This is a genomic window from Chengkuizengella sediminis (assembly GCF_010078385.1).
GTDB classification, from domain to species: Bacteria; Bacillota; Bacilli; order Paenibacillales; family KCTC-33759; genus Chengkuizengella; species Chengkuizengella sediminis.
This window is the reverse complement of sequence record NZ_SIJC01000007.1, coordinates 143,858-158,257: the sequence shown is the minus strand read 5'-3', so window position 1 is coordinate 158,257 and position 14,400 is coordinate 143,858. Positions and strand designations below refer to the sequence as shown.

The window sequence follows — 14,400 nt, the reverse complement described above, 5'->3', positions numbered from 1 at the left end:
CTCACCTTTTCAATTATCACTTACTTAATCCCACAATAGTGAAGTGTAATTTTAATGTTTATTTTTAAAATTATAGAAGGTGAAAATAGGTGTATAACTCTGAGTTATCTACACTCATGGCAAATACATATTCATTTGTCCGACCTAATTCAAATGTATTCTCATTTGATTTCCACTCCTCCACAGGCACAGAGATCACATCAAAAATTAATTCCCCTCCGTTTATGGTTACAAAGGATATTTCCTGTTCATCATCAGATCTCTCGATCGTTAATAAGTTATTCCATTCCTTAGGAAATTCAAAATAAAATCCTTTTTGATACTCATAAAATCTTTGTACTTTTAATTTCAACTCATCGTTATCACTCCACTGATAGTACCCCGTAATATATGGGGTAGATGCATAGGATTCATTTTCAAATCCAACAGGACGAATTAATTTACCAATTTCAATGATCCCATCCAAATCTACATCTTCACTATGTACGGGATAGTCTTTCCAAGTTAAATTCTCCATTTCCTCAGAAGCTTTTTGAAGTTGATTATTTTCTAATAATAAAACTTCAGTATAAGCAGCATGAGCCCCTACTTGAATATCCAATACCAGCCCTCGTCTTTCATTTGTCACAAAACCTGAGATGACATTTTCATAACTCCCGAATTCATCTAATAACATTGGATCAAGAGCTATAAATTCATTTTGACTATAGAGATACGTAGTTACGACTGCTGAAACCCCTCGATTAACTAACAAGATTGTTATTTCCTTTAATCCATCCTGATTTAAATCATCCACAGCAAATTGAGAATAGGCAGTATCAAATAATGTCTTAATACTCCCTTGCTGCCATTCATAAATATTCAAACCTTTTTCTAAGACACCATTTGCATAACCTGCTATAATCTCTAACTTCTCATCTCCTGTAACATCAGCAAACTGTAAATCAAATAGCTCGATACCTAAACCTGAAAAGGTTTGATCCAAATGCCAAATCCCATTTTTCTCTATAAAAATCAAACCTTTTATCCCTGTATTTTTTACAGCATCATAATAAAAAATAACGGCTTCATCCTTATGATCCCGATCTAAATCTATGAGCGAAAAAGGAGATGCATCACCTTTTTCAACTGGACTAAGCAGTTTCACTCCTGCAGGCAAAACTGCTTGTACGGCATTCATTAAGGCTGCTTGATCCTGCCCTAACTTAGGTGGTTTTATAAGAGAAGTAGGTGACTCAAGCACATTACATCCAGAAAGTATAATCAAAACTATATATATCATGCTGGTATTTTTAAATATTTTTAACAATTTACATCACTCAATCTCCAAAGTTGGCCTATATGATTTTCTTATTATTTCATTGCTTCATTCTAACTATACTATAAATATTAATTTGTCTTAATTGTCACTATTTTTGTTTCTTGATTCCAATCCACGCTGGCACCAAGTGCTTCGCTAACAAATCGAAGAGGAACCATTGTTGAGCCATTTAGAACTATAGAAGGATGTTGTAAAATGATAGATTTGCCATTCACATTGGCCACATTATCACCGATCGTTAATAAGATTTCAGTGTCATTTTTGTTGGCTTTCACTGTTTTTGTTGTTTGATCCCACTCCACACCTGCACCCAACACTTCAAATATTCCTCTAAGAGGAACCATCGTTGTATTGTTCTTAATGATAGGTTCTTGAGTAAAGCTTTGTACTTCTCCGTTAGTGACTACAAATATCTCTTCAGATGGAGATACATCTTTACTATACTTATGATCCATTCTTTCATTAACAAATGGGATGAAAATATACGGTGTACCCGCAACTCCAGGAGCAATTTCATACTCATCAAAAATTAAAACTACTTCTTCTCTATCAATGTAATAGGCTTGATCCTCCTTAACTGTTTGGAAACCAAGATCACCTGGTGTGAAATATTGATCTGGATTTTTATTAATTTCTGCTAGAATCAATTCATTGATTTTATCTTTTTCCATTAATTCTGTAATACTTACTTCTTTCGCTTCGGATTGATTTACTATATTTACCGAATCTACAATAGTAGTTGCATTTGCCCCCCCTGTATAAGTACTTGTTCCAATCACAATAGAAACTAAATCTCCAGCAATTTTCATATCATAACTCATATCTAATGAATATTTATGAAAATTCCACCCACTTTCTTTGGCTTCTTGTGCATGCTCTATTGCATCCTTTTCTAATTCTTCTATTTTCTCTTCAAACATCATTTTAATTTTCTCATTGATTTCACCTTGAAAGTGCACGTCTTTTAAACCTTGAATTTCTGGTAGAACGGCATTAACTGCTATCTCCTCTTTTTCAAAAGATAAATCATGATCTTTTATCGTTACTGCTTGTTCTAAGTTCTGAATAAAGTTTATTTCTGATGTGATTTCTGATTCTTGTAATGAATTAGAATTTGCTAAACTAGTTTGGAACGTACCTCCAACTAATAAAGTTCCTGCTAATGTGATCATCATTGCATTTTTTTTCATTTGAACCTCTCCCTGTGTTTATGAGTTATTTGATTTCGAAGATAGATTAAGTTTTTTTCTTATATTTAAATCATATATTACATACCAGTACTGTGGGTTACAAAAGAGTTACAGTTTGTTTTAAAAGAAAAATAGGAAACCAATTTCTTGGTTTCCCACTTATCGAACAGTACTTATTTAGTTTTTCTTATTTATCACAATAGCCAATTTATAATTAGCATGTATGTTTAATTCGGTTAAAAATTGATCCAGTTCATCATTTGATGGAAACCTACACTCTAAAAGATAACAGCTTTCTCCAGTAATTTTGAAATGATTCAAGATATACTTTTGTTTTTCTTCAGCAAATGATAAAAAGGCTTTATGAGAAGGATTTTTTGTAAAAATATTTATAAATGAATGGATAGAATATCCTGATTTTCCTTGATTTAGATTAATCGTATACCCCTCTATTACACCTTCTTCCTCTAATTTAACCACTCTAGAAGCTGTAGCCTGACCCGTTAAATGAACTTTTTCTCCTAACTCCTTCATTGTAATACGACCATTCTTTAATAACTCTTCAAGGATTTTTTCATCCGTATTATCTATCATAAATAACAACCTCTTTCATAAATCAAGTATTTAATCAAATATCCTTGATTTTATATATGTACACCTTCCTTATCTAAATATTATCATATAATGGAAAGTCATTGAAAAGGGGAAGATAGAATGAATATTAGACAAATAAGAAATGCAACGATGGTTTTAAACTATGCTGGTAAGAAATTTTTAATTGATCCATTTTTAGCAAAAAAGGGCACTTATCCACCATATCCAAACACTCCGAATCAAGACAAACGTAATCCAACAGTAGGTTTACCAGTTCCAGTTGAAGAAATAATCAAAGTGGATGCTGTAATTGTAACTCACTTACACCCAGATCATTTTGATTCCGCAGCTATTGAGATTTTACCTAAAGATATTATAATTTTTGCGCAATCTGAAATAGAAGCTGAAACAATAAAAAAAGAAGGATTTCAAAACGTAGATTCTTTAACTAATATCTCCATATTTGGAGAAATAAGCTTGTCTAAAACAGATGGAAAACACGGGATAGGTCAAATAGGGGAAATAATGGGGGAAGTCTCGGGAGTAGTTTTTAAACATATCGATGAAAAGACTCTTTATATTGCAGGAGATACAATTTGGTGTAGTGATGTTCAAGATGCCATTAACACTTATAATCCAGATGTGATTATTGTGAATGGAGGTGGTGCACAATTTCTTCAAGGCGATCCTATTATTATGACAAAAGAAGATATACATCAAACTTACATGGAGGCTCAGCAATCAACTATTATTGTTTCCCATATGGAGGCTATTAACCACGCTTTACTAACAAGAAAAGAGTTAAAACGTTTCATTGAAGGAAAGGGACTTTCCAACAATATATTAGTACCCGATGATGGAGAAATAATTTCTTTTTAATAGAGAACTAATTACTGTGGTGAGATGATGAAGGCGGAACCTCAATATCTGTGTTAAAATTCTTCATATAACATAGAAGGAAGGTATTTATGATATGGAAACTAGGATATTAGGCAGTACAGGTATTAAGGTTTCAGAAGTTGGTTTTGGTGCATGGCAATTAGGAAATGCAAAAGACTGGGGAAACATGTCTGAGAAAGAAGCCATTTATTTAGTTCATTCTGCTCTAGATCAAGGATGCAATTTTTTTGATACAGCTCCAAATTACGGTGGAGGAAAGAGTGAGGAATTATTAGGAAAGGCTTTTTCAGGTAAAAGAGATCAAGTTGTGGTAAATACGAAGGTTGGTAAAGATTTCAGCCCGACCCAATTAAAAACTTCACTAGAAACAAGTTTAAAAAGGTTACAATCTGATTATATCGATACGATCTTATTACATAATCCACCTTTTGAATTTTTAAATGGAGAGAGTCCTATCTATTTAGAACTGGAAAAATTAAAAATAGAAGGGAAAATAAGAGCTTATGGAGCTTCTGTTGATTCTAGCAGAGAAATGTTAGAGATTATACATAATACTAACAGCCAAGTATTAGAGGTATTGTTTAATATTTTTCATCAAGAGACGGCCGCAGCATTTCCAATGGCAAAAGAAAAGGGTGTTGGTATTATTGCCAAAGTTCCACTTGATTCAGGCTGGTTATCCGGAAAGTACAATGCAAACAGTCAGTTTAAGGGAATTCGAAGCAGATGGTCTGAAGAGGTCATTAATCGTAGATTTGAGCTGTTAAATCAAATTGATTATGTCACTGACGTAGACCAAAACATGGTACAGGCTGCTTTAAGATTTATTCTTTCTTATGATGCAGTATCTACAGTGATACCTGGTGTAAAAAATGAACAACAGTTATTTGATAATCTAACCGCTAGTAATCAAAAAATGAGCAGTGAAATGAAACAACAACTACAAACATTCTGGGAAAAAGAACTTAAAGCTGATCCTGTTCCTTGGTAACACAGCTGATATCTACATTGAAAAATCCAATATTAAAAACAATGAACTTTAAAATCAAAAATAAAGAGGTTTAGAAGTTTGTTTACAGCCAAGCTGAGGAAGCAATTAAAAATAACGGTATTTGGTGGTCTTATTAGTTAGAATTTAACCAAAATTAAAAATTAACGGTAATTAATGACCTTATTTAGTTGATTTTCGCTTTATTTTGCATTAATTTGATAAATATCCATCAAATAAGACCACTGGTTCCCGCTATTTTGTTCAGAAGGTTTGAAAAACAAGATATAAGACCATTAAATCCCGCTATTTTCCCACATTTGAAACTGTACGGAAAATAAATGGGATGATGAATTCAACTCAAACCACCTACTTGAAGTCAACATCCTTTTTCACCTGTAGAACATGATATAACACATAACTGATCAAAATGAAACACAATATAGTCGAAATATATGCAGTAATCATAATAGGGGACAACTCAAAAATAGACTGACTAACATAGGTTTGAACTCCAATGGATAGAATTATAATCAACCATAGTATACCTGTCACATGGATCAAACTCTTCTGATCATGAATCCTGCTTTTTCCAAGTAACCACACCATGAAGGGAATAAGCTGAACACCATGAAAACCTAATCCATGAAGCCAAATAATATTGCCATCTATCCCAGTATATCGACTGGATAATGTTGAGATCCAGATTCCTGCTGCAAAAGAAACTAAGGTTGATAACATGCCATAACGAATACCTAAACCCAAGTTTGGTGAAAACCGTAGAGTACTAGGACGAAATACTTGCCATGTAAAAAATAAATATGTCAATATAATCAACATTGCATCCAACCCAAACATAGACCCCACTATTTGATCCAAAGGCTCAGTGCTAGATGTAAATCTTGGATCAATACCTCTCATATTCTGAAATGTCTCAATAAATATTGCAATTAGAAATGTGATCAAAACTGAAAATCGAAAGATATTACCCTTTCCCTTTGAAAAGTTAACAAAAGGCATAAGGAAAGCGGTTGTGAATGCAAATAAGCCAATCGCAAAATTAAAAGAAATTGCTTTAAAGATGTCACCTTCTGGAGGGACAATTGAACCACCCTGATAAACAATATAAATGAAACAAAACAAACCCGTAATAAAACCAGCCATCCCTGTAGATAACAATATTTTTTCATTTCTAAACGATCTAATTTGATCATTCATTTTCCTCACCTCATTAAGTAACTTAATTAGACAGTACCTCTTAATTGAGATATGTTTTATTTTCCTAAATGTTACTTTAAACCATTTTTATTACACGCTAAATAGACCTTAGACTATGTTGTTACCTAGACTTAGGTCGAGAATTCTTTAAACAAAAAATATATTTAATAAAACAAATTGATGTCTTCTCAATTTCGCTAATTTTTTATAAATAATTTATGTTATTCAATATTAAATAAAGAAAAAGATGGAACTTAAGAAAATACTAGAAATAAAGAAAGCAAATAATAGACTGATTAAAAACATCTTCATCGTAAATCCTTCAAGATTTTTACTGCGATCAAACGCTCGGTTTCGAAAAAATGTAATTACATTCATGAGAATCATCATGAAAAAAAAGAAATAAGAAATACCAAGCTGAGGTAAAGATGAAAAAGTTAATATTCTAAAGAATTTCTCTTCATAAGGAGCGATTGTACCCAGAATAACAAAGCAAACTATTAAAGAAAATTGTGATCCTATCACTAAAAATCGTTGTTTCCTCTCCTCTTTACCTAACTTCTTTTTCTCGTATTCATGCAATTCTCTCATTTTTTTAGTATGCAGCAACAAATCAGTTATACCATATTTTAAATAGAAGATGAATTGAACAATAAATAGTGTAGCCGCTCCAAAATAAAATTGTTTTGTAGTAATATCCAACATCGTTAAACCTAAAAAAAATATCAAAATGATTAGCATAGTAAGATTATTTAAAATAAATTGATGTTTGCGCAATTTCACTAATTTTTCATTATCCATCTCACTTTCACGATTCATTGAAATATACCTCCTGATTGTTATTTCATTAGCCTTCCTTTAATTAAATAATAAATGTACTAGTCACGTAGACAAACTATTCATTCGTTGTTTTACTATAGATTTTATTCACTACATCATATTCGTTAGCAACGTCATCAATGGACTTTTTAGCTGAATTTTTGAGGTGTAAATCAAAAAAGTTCAAAATAAATTCATGTTGTATCTTGGCACCCTCTCTTCCATCCAGTTCACCTGTAATATGAAAGTACTTGCTGAGTGGAGAATACATATAAATCATTGAAAAATCCTGATGTCCCGTATTATTAATTTGAAACAATTCTGTAGGTCGTCTGTTTTCATCTAACAAAAAGAATAAATTTTCGTTATTTAATCCCTCTTCCCATTCATGACTTCTTAAAAATAATGAAGGGATTTGCAACCCTGCTTTCAACTTATTTTTTTGAATAGGTTCTACCCAAGCATCCATACCTAGTAAAGCTTTGACTCGATCATCATCCAAAGCAGTGGCTACTGAAGCTCCTCCACCTGTAGAATGACCTATTAATCCAATATTTGATAGATCTAATTTCCCTTTAAATTTCTCATCTACCTTACCCTCATTGAATTCCTCTAACTGATTTAATGTTAAGTTTATATCCCCTGCAAATGTATTTACTAACGTATTTGCATACTCCAAATAGTTAGGAGTGATTTCTCTTTCCGGTAGTGCATCCTCATTGACATAAGTTATTTCTCCGTCATTAAATGCAGTCACTGCTGATCCATAAGTATGATCGATAGAGATAGCCAAATAACCATGACTAGCTAACAACTCGGCTACATCTGCATGAACATTTCTAAATCCCGTCCACCCGTGAGATATAATAACAACTGGCCATACCCCTTCGCCTTCGAATATTGGTGGATTTTCATATGAATTAGACATAACTAAAGCAGTGTGACTTAAAACGAAATCAGGGAATCCCATCATTTTGGCTACCCCTTCTGCAACCGAAGGTGCATCTTTTTCTAACCAAGGTACTAGATTATACCCCTGAACATCTTGTGCAGGATACCACATCTGTATTTTAATTTTTCTATTTGAAGAATCATTCTCACTATATATCTCTTGTCTATTTTTATCTATAAGATCAAATGAAACGGTTCCAACTTCATATTTCCCATCTGGTACTGGCATTTTATACACTGGAAATGCGTAAGTAAATAGTAACGATATTACAAAAAACAATATCATCAAAACAGAGATTGCCTTTTTTAGACGCAAATGTTCTATTATCCATTGATTAAAAAGCTTAGAACTTAGAAATATATGTAAAATAACTAATATATACAATGTGTTCAATTGCCAACGCATTCCCTCAATAAAAGCGTGAATAATCAATAATAATAAAGATAACCACGGTAACACCTTTATTAATTTAGCCATTCTCAGTTTCCTATTAAACAAAGATATGATCATTATTAAAACTAGTAAAAATAATATCGCTTCAAATATTCTCATAGATTCATAGCCTCATATTTATGGTTAAAGCTATGTTGCCACCTCCAAAATTAAAAATTATTCACAATCATTTTTTATGTCAATATTATACCATTTCAAATCCTTTATATCTCATTGTCACAAAATCAGATGGTTTGATATAAACTATATCATCTCTTCAACACGAAGGAGTGTTCAAATGGAAATTTGTGTCATAGGAGCAGGGTATGTAGGTTTAACATCCGCAGTAATTTTTGCAAGGCTTGGTCATAAGGTAAGATGTGTTGATAAAAACAGTGAGAAAATAAAAAAACTACAAGAAGGTTCTATTACAATATTCGAGCCAGGTTTAGAAAAATTACTTATTAGTTTTAACAGAAACATCTCTTTTTCTGAAGATATTGTGGATGCAATTGAAAAAGCAGAAATTATACTCATTGCTGTAGGCACACCACCACTTCCAGATGGTGAAGCTGATTTACAATATGTAAACGATGTTATACTGATAATTGCAAATACAATTTATTCTCATAAAACCATTATTACAAAAAGCACCGTTCCCATTGGGACAAACGATAAACTCGTGGAAATGTTACTTGAACTTGAAGTAAAACGTAGCCTCTTTCATATTGTTTCTAATCCTGAATTTCTTCGAGAAGGTTCTGCAGTGTATGATATGCTTCATCCAGACAAAATTGTTGTGGGGTTAGAAGATCATGATCAACAGTCCCTATTATCGATGAAACAACTATACTATGGTATTGATGCCCCTTTTGTTGTTACTAGTTTAAAGGGAGCTGAAATGATAAAATATGCCTCAAATTCCTTTTTAGCGACTAAAATCTCTTTTATGAATGAGATGGCGAGGATATGTGATGTGTTTAATATAGATATTATGGATGTTGCTAAGGGAATTGGTAGTGATCCAAGAATAGGAACGCAATTTCTACAAGCTGGCATCGGTTATGGAGGGTCCTGCTTTCCTAAAGATCTTCAATCCTTAATTCATACATCAAAAAAACAAGAGCTGCTACCGAAACTGCTCATGGCAGTTGAGGAAGTTAACCAATCCCAAGTAGCTGTTTATATGGATAAATTAAAATCTTATATTCCAAACTTAACTGACAAAAAAGTTACCGTATTAGGTCTTTCCTTTAAGCCAAACACAGATGACATTAGATCATCCCCTGCGATTAGATTGATTCATAAATTAGTTGCACATAACGCCAAAGTACACGTCTATGACCCGAAAGCAAAGTATGAAACTCCCCATGTAATTCAATTCCATCATGTAAATGATGCGTTGAATGATGCTGACTGTATCATTGTAGCTACAGACTGGAATGAGTTTTTATATTTAGATTGGAAGGACATTCAACAACGTGTGAATGGAAGTATTGTCCTAGACACTCGAAACTTTCTGAATAGAAATACCATAGAAAAACATGGATTCAAATACATTGGCTTAGGTCGTTAGATCCAAAAAAAAAGATCTGACTCATATCAGTTGAGTCAGATTTTTACCTGTACATACATTAAATTTTACTCATTATCGTCATCATCGTCATCTTCTTCTTCATCGTCATCTTCTTCTTCTGCATCTTCGCCAATGACATATTCATAAGTACTGCCATCATCATATTCTAATTCAACTTCTAATTCTTCAAATGATCCACTACTAATCTGTTGCATCACTGCTTTTAAAACTTCCTCTGCACTCTTTTTATGAGACAGTTCAAAACCTTCTTCGAAGTCCAAATCTACCTTCACTTTATTAACTTTTCCCACCTAAAATTCCTCCTCATCCTTAGGTAATTACGCTACATGATATGCAACAACCCATACATAATTGACAAATTTAATAATGTTTTTTACTTCTTTTTCTTACGTTTCTTTTTTTGGGTTTTATCTATTCCGTTCAATAACCACGGTGGGGCCGAAAGGTCATTAGGTACAATCACTTTATTTGATTTCTTTTTTATTTTATTCTCTTGTTTCGTTTGTTTATTATTTGTTTCTTTCTCTTGTTTCGTTTGTTTATAATTTGTTTCTTTTTCTTGTTTCTCTTTCACTTGATTACTTTCTTGATTATCAGCCTGTTTTTCAGCTTCTTCTGGTATTGACTCCACTTCTATTTCTTTTTTAGACTGTTCAGGATTTATAATCTTTAATAAATTTGCTTTTGTTCCTCTACTGCTATACATTTTGTTTTCATCTGCCTCCTCTCCACTTATTAGATCAATACTTTTAGTACCTTTTTCTTCGACGGTATTTTCATCCAAACTTTCAAACTCATCGTCTCTTACACCTAGATTTACATACTCAGATTTTGCTGAATCATCTATAGCAATCTCTGTTTTCTCACTTTGTAAAGTATCTTCTACACCTACATCCTCTAAACTTTCATTTGTATCTTGCTCAGAAACTAGTCCTTCACTAGGATATTCCTGCAACCGTTTTCCTTCTAGATTCGCTAAATTTTCCTCAACCGCTGATTCATTGAGTACAATTTTTTCGTGGTTTTCGAGCATTTTTTCATATTCAGCAAAACTCCATCCCATAGGACCTGGTGGAGAAAACTTAAACTTTTCCAATTCAAGCTTTGGAATGTTAGATTGTGTATTTATTAATTTTTTTTTATTCAGCCTTCTCACCTCGTTCACCTTCTTTTATGGCTTCCGTTATTTCAGAGAATTGATTAAGAAATTGTTCCTTAGAATCTTCAACTGCAATAACATTTTGTAAAGCCCAAATATATTTTTCATCACCCCACGAACGTTTTTGACTTAAAAAATACTTGTGTACAATTGCGCAGAAAAGATGAGGGAATTTCAAATCAGTCCAAAGAACACGATATTGATCTCTAGTTAATGCATAACAAGCATCGTACTCACGAAGCAATTGAATAATAAAATCAATATCCCATACTGATAACTTTTTCATCATTTTATTTAAAATAATTCTCAAATCTCTAGAAGGTAAATCGTAGGTTATCGAATGAAGCTCTCTCATGAAGGGCTCCCCGTTTAATTCAGTAAAACGTGCAAGTGTAAAATCCTGTTGGCAATAACTTTTATCTTCTATAGATTGTTTGATCCAATGTTCATACGGGCCATCATCAAGTTCTTTTAATGCAGCTCTTCCTCTTTCAAGCATTTTATCTACATATTCTAAAAATAATAAAGAGAAAGGTTCATCTGGATAGGTTTGAGCTAAAAGTTTGTTTCCTTCTAACTCCTGAAGTTTCCACCTGAATAACTTGTGCCATTTATTCAACCTGCTTCGTGTTTTACTCTCAATGGCTGGAAGATATTCTTTTGACAATTGATGAAACTTACCTGCAAAATCAAATATTTTCTTCATTTGCTCTTTGTTATAATAAATCATTTCATTGCCTTTCACATGATCATATACAACGTAAGCATGATCTTCCGCACCGACACAAATGGCTCCATTTTTCGTTTTATGGATAGAAGTAATTGCCAACCCTTTTTGGAGCAAATCATTATGGGCACCAGCAATAAACAGCATCCGTTTTGGATTCATGTTTGCTTGCTTCAGTATTTTTGTACCTTGATCTGTATCTACTTCCCATGTCGTTCTCCCACTTCTACTTTCTAATAATCTAACCGCCCCAATATCAAATGGGTATAAATGTAATACACGTTTTAGGTGCTTTTCCTGAGTGTATTCCTGTTCTTCCAAATGTCATCACCTCTCCTTGACTCCCTCATAAACATGTAATAAATTTTCAGCTACTCGGTTCCAACTAAAATTCTTCTCTACTTTATTTCGGCCATACTTACCCATACTAGCTCGTTTATTAGCATCATTTAATAACAAATTAATCGCTTCTGCATACGCTTGTGGATTTTCAAAATCATGAATGATGTAACCGTTTTTCCCTTCTTCAATGACTTCAGGATTACCACCTCGATTACTCGTAATAAGCGGTAGACCTGCTGCCATTGCTTCATAATGAACACGAGCAAGAGGTTCTTGCCATTGTGATGAGCATACAAACACATCTGACATCGCATACAATTGAGGAATATTTTGCGGCCTAACAAATTTTATAAAAGTCACATTATTTTCAAATACTGCACCTAACGTATACAAATGTCTTACATAGTTGTTCAGATTATCGTCACCAAACCATTTGGAACCGATAAAAACCATCATCACATCAGGGTGTTTTTCAATGATTGCTGGAAGTGCTTGAAGAAGGAGATGAGGACCCTTAACTTTGCTAAGTCTGCCAACAAACAAAACTACTTTTTTCCCTTGTAGCTCCAGTTCACTTCTAACATTACTTCTTGTCTTCTTACCTACTAAAGACCACGAAGGTTGATATTGATGTAAGTCAACACCGGAATATACAGTTTTTGTTTTATTTTTTGCTTCTGGAAATCGATCTGTTATTGTACTCCCTATAAAATCACTTACCGTCACAATTTGGGAAATCTGTTGTACACAACGTTTCCCTTCTGCATCCGTCATTTTTTCATAGGAAAACATTTCATTATGAACACTTAATACAAATTTCGTTTGTGGTGCTGCATCACAAAGCTGCTCAATCCAGTTGGGACGATTGCATAAGTGAACCACATCAAAATTTTCTACTTGTATATATTGCTCAATCAATTCAACATATTGATTTTCAGGAAAACGAACATACCTTACATTGTTTTTTGATTCTTCCTCTAGTAACTCTGGGTCTTGTATAGAAATTACTGTCACATCATGTTTTTTAGCAATAATGGAAGCAACCGAGTTTAAATATATTTGAATAGCTCCACCTCGTATTGCTGGTACCGGTAGTTTTTCTGTAGAGATTAAAGCAATTTTCATTTTCAGCCTCCATTCAAAGTACGTGTTCAAAAAATTTAATTTCCAGGAACTTTTTGAACATCTTCTCATTGAAAGTAAATGTTTCCTTATCTGTATGATACGAGAATGAAATGAAGGGTGTTCCTAATCTCATTCGTTTTTAAAAAAATTGGGTTTTTAGACAACTTCCCACTTAAATTCAACAGAATATACTGGATTAAAAAATAAGAGGAGTTATGTAAATGTGATAAAAAAAGCAATCATACCTGCAGCAGGTTACGGTACGCGTTGTTTGCCAATTTCAAAAGTGGTACCTAAGGAGTTATTTCCAATTGGAAATAAACCCGCTATTGATTACATTGTCGAAGAAGCTATTTCTTCTGGTATTGAAGAAATTTTAATCATCGTTTCCCGTTCAAAGAATTTAATCTTTGATTATTTTGATCGCTCTATTGAACTAGAAACTTTTTTGCAACAAAAAAACAAAAAACATTTATTAGATAAAATTAAAATACCTGATGTTCATATTCAATATATAAGACAGCCCTTTGCAAAAGGACTAGGTGATGCCATAAAGTTAGGAAAAAGATTCATTCAAAATGAACCATTTGCTGTCTTGTTGCCAGACGAAATTATTTTAAATAACAGAACGCCTGCCTTAAAGCAATTAACCAGTGTTTATGAAAAACATAAAAAAAGTGTATTAGGACTTTATGAAGTAGATCCCAAGCAACTTTCAAACTATGGCATTGTAAAAACGAATAAAATAGAACCTGATTTGTTTAAAGTAACTCATATCGTTGAAAAACCTATCCATAACCCTCCATCAAACTTAGCAGTAATAGGAAGGTATATATTTACACCAACGATTTTTTCGTATTTAGAAAATATCAACGCAGGTGTAGATGGAGAAATCCAACTTACTGACGCCATCAATGAACTTCGAAAGTCAGAAGCGTGCCTTGGTAAACTTATTACCGCTGAACGTTTTGACATAGGAAGAAAAGAAGAATACCTAAAAGCGATCACATATTTAAAGGATATTGAGGAGTGACTA

General features: G+C 33.0%; 14 protein-coding genes. 4 read left to right on the top strand and 10 right to left on the bottom strand.

Going from position 1 to position 14,400, the window contains the following annotated elements; all coding sequences use genetic code 11:
• Positions 1-70 precede the first annotated feature (70 nt).
• The 3 genes from EPK97_RS15040 to EPK97_RS15030 form a co-directional block, all read right to left on the bottom strand.
• The gene (locus tag EPK97_RS15040) at positions 71-1,309 is read right to left on the bottom strand and encodes a hypothetical protein (RefSeq protein ID WP_162037450.1); all 1,239 of its coding nucleotides are present in this window, start codon (positions 1,307-1,309) and stop codon (positions 71-73) included.
• Between the two features lie 80 nt (positions 1,310-1,389).
• The gene (locus EPK97_RS15035) at positions 1,390-2,511 is read right to left on the bottom strand and encodes a stalk domain-containing protein (protein WP_162037449.1); all 1,122 of its coding nucleotides are present in this window, start codon (positions 2,509-2,511) and stop codon (positions 1,390-1,392) included.
• Positions 2,512-2,688: 177 nt separating this feature from the next.
• Entirely contained in the window at positions 2,689-3,105 is a 417-nt protein-coding gene (locus EPK97_RS15030; RefSeq protein WP_162037448.1) for an Lrp/AsnC family transcriptional regulator, read from the bottom strand.
• A gap of 120 nt (positions 3,106-3,225) precedes the next feature.
• Here EPK97_RS15030 and EPK97_RS15025 point away from each other — a divergent pair, with 120 nt between their 5' ends.
• Both EPK97_RS15025 and EPK97_RS15020 read left to right on the top strand, forming a co-directional pair.
• Positions 3,226-3,984 carry an MBL fold metallo-hydrolase gene (locus EPK97_RS15025; protein WP_162037447.1) on the top strand — a complete coding sequence of 253 codons (759 nt, stop codon included), beginning with the start codon at positions 3,226-3,228 and terminating at the stop codon, positions 3,982-3,984.
• A gap of 94 nt (positions 3,985-4,078) precedes the next feature.
• Positions 4,079-4,996, top strand: a complete 918-nt coding sequence (locus EPK97_RS15020; RefSeq protein WP_162037446.1) for an aldo/keto reductase — start codon at positions 4,079-4,081, stop codon at positions 4,994-4,996.
• Between the two features lie 366 nt (positions 4,997-5,362).
• Here EPK97_RS15020 and EPK97_RS15015 read toward each other — a convergent pair whose 3' ends face one another.
• The 3 genes from EPK97_RS15015 to EPK97_RS15005 form a co-directional block, all read right to left on the bottom strand.
• Positions 5,363-6,211, bottom strand: a complete 849-nt coding sequence (locus EPK97_RS15015) for a hypothetical protein (protein WP_162037445.1) — start codon at positions 6,209-6,211, stop codon at positions 5,363-5,365.
• Between the two features lie 231 nt (positions 6,212-6,442).
• On the bottom strand, positions 6,443-7,030 hold the full coding sequence (locus EPK97_RS15010) for a hypothetical protein (protein ID WP_162037444.1): 588 nt from the start codon (positions 7,028-7,030) through the stop codon (positions 6,443-6,445).
• A gap of 76 nt (positions 7,031-7,106) precedes the next feature.
• Positions 7,107-8,459 carry an alpha/beta hydrolase gene (locus EPK97_RS15005; protein WP_162037443.1) on the bottom strand — a complete coding sequence of 451 codons (1,353 nt, stop codon included), beginning with the start codon at positions 8,457-8,459 and terminating at the stop codon, positions 7,107-7,109.
• 253 nt (positions 8,460-8,712) lie between these two features.
• Between EPK97_RS15005 and EPK97_RS15000 the strand changes: the two genes are divergently transcribed.
• Positions 8,713-9,990 (top strand): UDP-glucose dehydrogenase family protein, encoded by a 1,278-nt coding sequence (locus EPK97_RS15000; RefSeq protein WP_162037442.1) that lies wholly within the window; start codon positions 8,713-8,715, stop codon positions 9,988-9,990.
• Between the two features lie 65 nt (positions 9,991-10,055).
• On the opposite strand, the gene EPK97_RS14995 is transcribed toward EPK97_RS15000, so the two are convergent.
• The 4 genes from EPK97_RS14995 to EPK97_RS14980 form a co-directional block, all read right to left on the bottom strand.
• A complete protein-coding gene (locus EPK97_RS14995) occupies positions 10,056-10,301 on the bottom strand; it encodes a hypothetical protein (protein WP_162037441.1) in 246 nt (81 codons plus the stop codon).
• Between the two features lie 83 nt (positions 10,302-10,384).
• Positions 10,385-11,167, bottom strand: coding sequence for a hypothetical protein (locus tag EPK97_RS14990; RefSeq protein ID WP_162037440.1), 783 nt, complete (start codon positions 11,165-11,167; stop codon positions 10,385-10,387).
• A complete protein-coding gene (locus tag EPK97_RS14985; RefSeq protein WP_162037439.1) occupies positions 11,151-12,218 on the bottom strand; it encodes a CotS family spore coat protein in 1,068 nt (355 codons plus the stop codon). The genes EPK97_RS14990 and EPK97_RS14985 overlap by 17 nt, the downstream gene beginning before the upstream one ends.
• A 6-nt stretch (positions 12,219-12,224) precedes the next feature.
• A complete protein-coding gene (locus EPK97_RS14980) occupies positions 12,225-13,364 on the bottom strand; it encodes a glycosyltransferase family 4 protein (protein ID WP_162037438.1) in 1,140 nt (379 codons plus the stop codon).
• Between the two features lie 223 nt (positions 13,365-13,587).
• On the opposite strand from EPK97_RS14980, the gene EPK97_RS14975 reads away from it, so the two are divergent.
• A complete protein-coding gene (locus EPK97_RS14975) occupies positions 13,588-14,397 on the top strand; it encodes a sugar phosphate nucleotidyltransferase (protein ID WP_162037437.1) in 810 nt (269 codons plus the stop codon).
• The last annotated feature ends 3 nt before the right edge of the window (positions 14,398-14,400 follow it).

Bases quoted from the DNA above. Each gene is read 5' to 3' on its own strand.
- EPK97_RS15005 (WP_162037443.1), bottom strand. From the start codon at position 8,459: ATGGCTAAATTAATAAAGGTGTTACCGTGGTTATCTTTATTATTATTG.
- EPK97_RS15030 (WP_162037448.1), bottom strand. From the start codon at position 3,105: ATGATAGATAATACGGATGAAAAAATCCTTGAAGAGTTATTAAAGAAT.
- EPK97_RS15025 (WP_162037447.1), top strand. From the start codon at position 3,226: ATGAATATTAGACAAATAAGAAATGCAACGATGGTTTTAAACTATGCT.
- EPK97_RS15035 (WP_162037449.1), bottom strand. From the start codon at position 2,511: ATGAAAAAAAATGCAATGATGATCACATTAGCAGGAACTTTATTAGTT.
- EPK97_RS14980 (WP_162037438.1), bottom strand. From the start codon at position 13,364: ATGAAAATTGCTTTAATCTCTACAGAAAAACTACCGGTACCAGCAATA.
- EPK97_RS15000 (WP_162037442.1), top strand. From the start codon at position 8,713: ATGGAAATTTGTGTCATAGGAGCAGGGTATGTAGGTTTAACATCCGCA.
- EPK97_RS15015 (WP_162037445.1), bottom strand. From the start codon at position 6,211: ATGAATGATCAAATTAGATCGTTTAGAAATGAAAAAATATTGTTATCT.
- EPK97_RS15010 (WP_162037444.1), bottom strand. From the start codon at position 7,030: ATGAATCGTGAAAGTGAGATGGATAATGAAAAATTAGTGAAATTGCGC.
- EPK97_RS15020 (WP_162037446.1), top strand. From the start codon at position 4,079: ATGGAAACTAGGATATTAGGCAGTACAGGTATTAAGGTTTCAGAAGTT.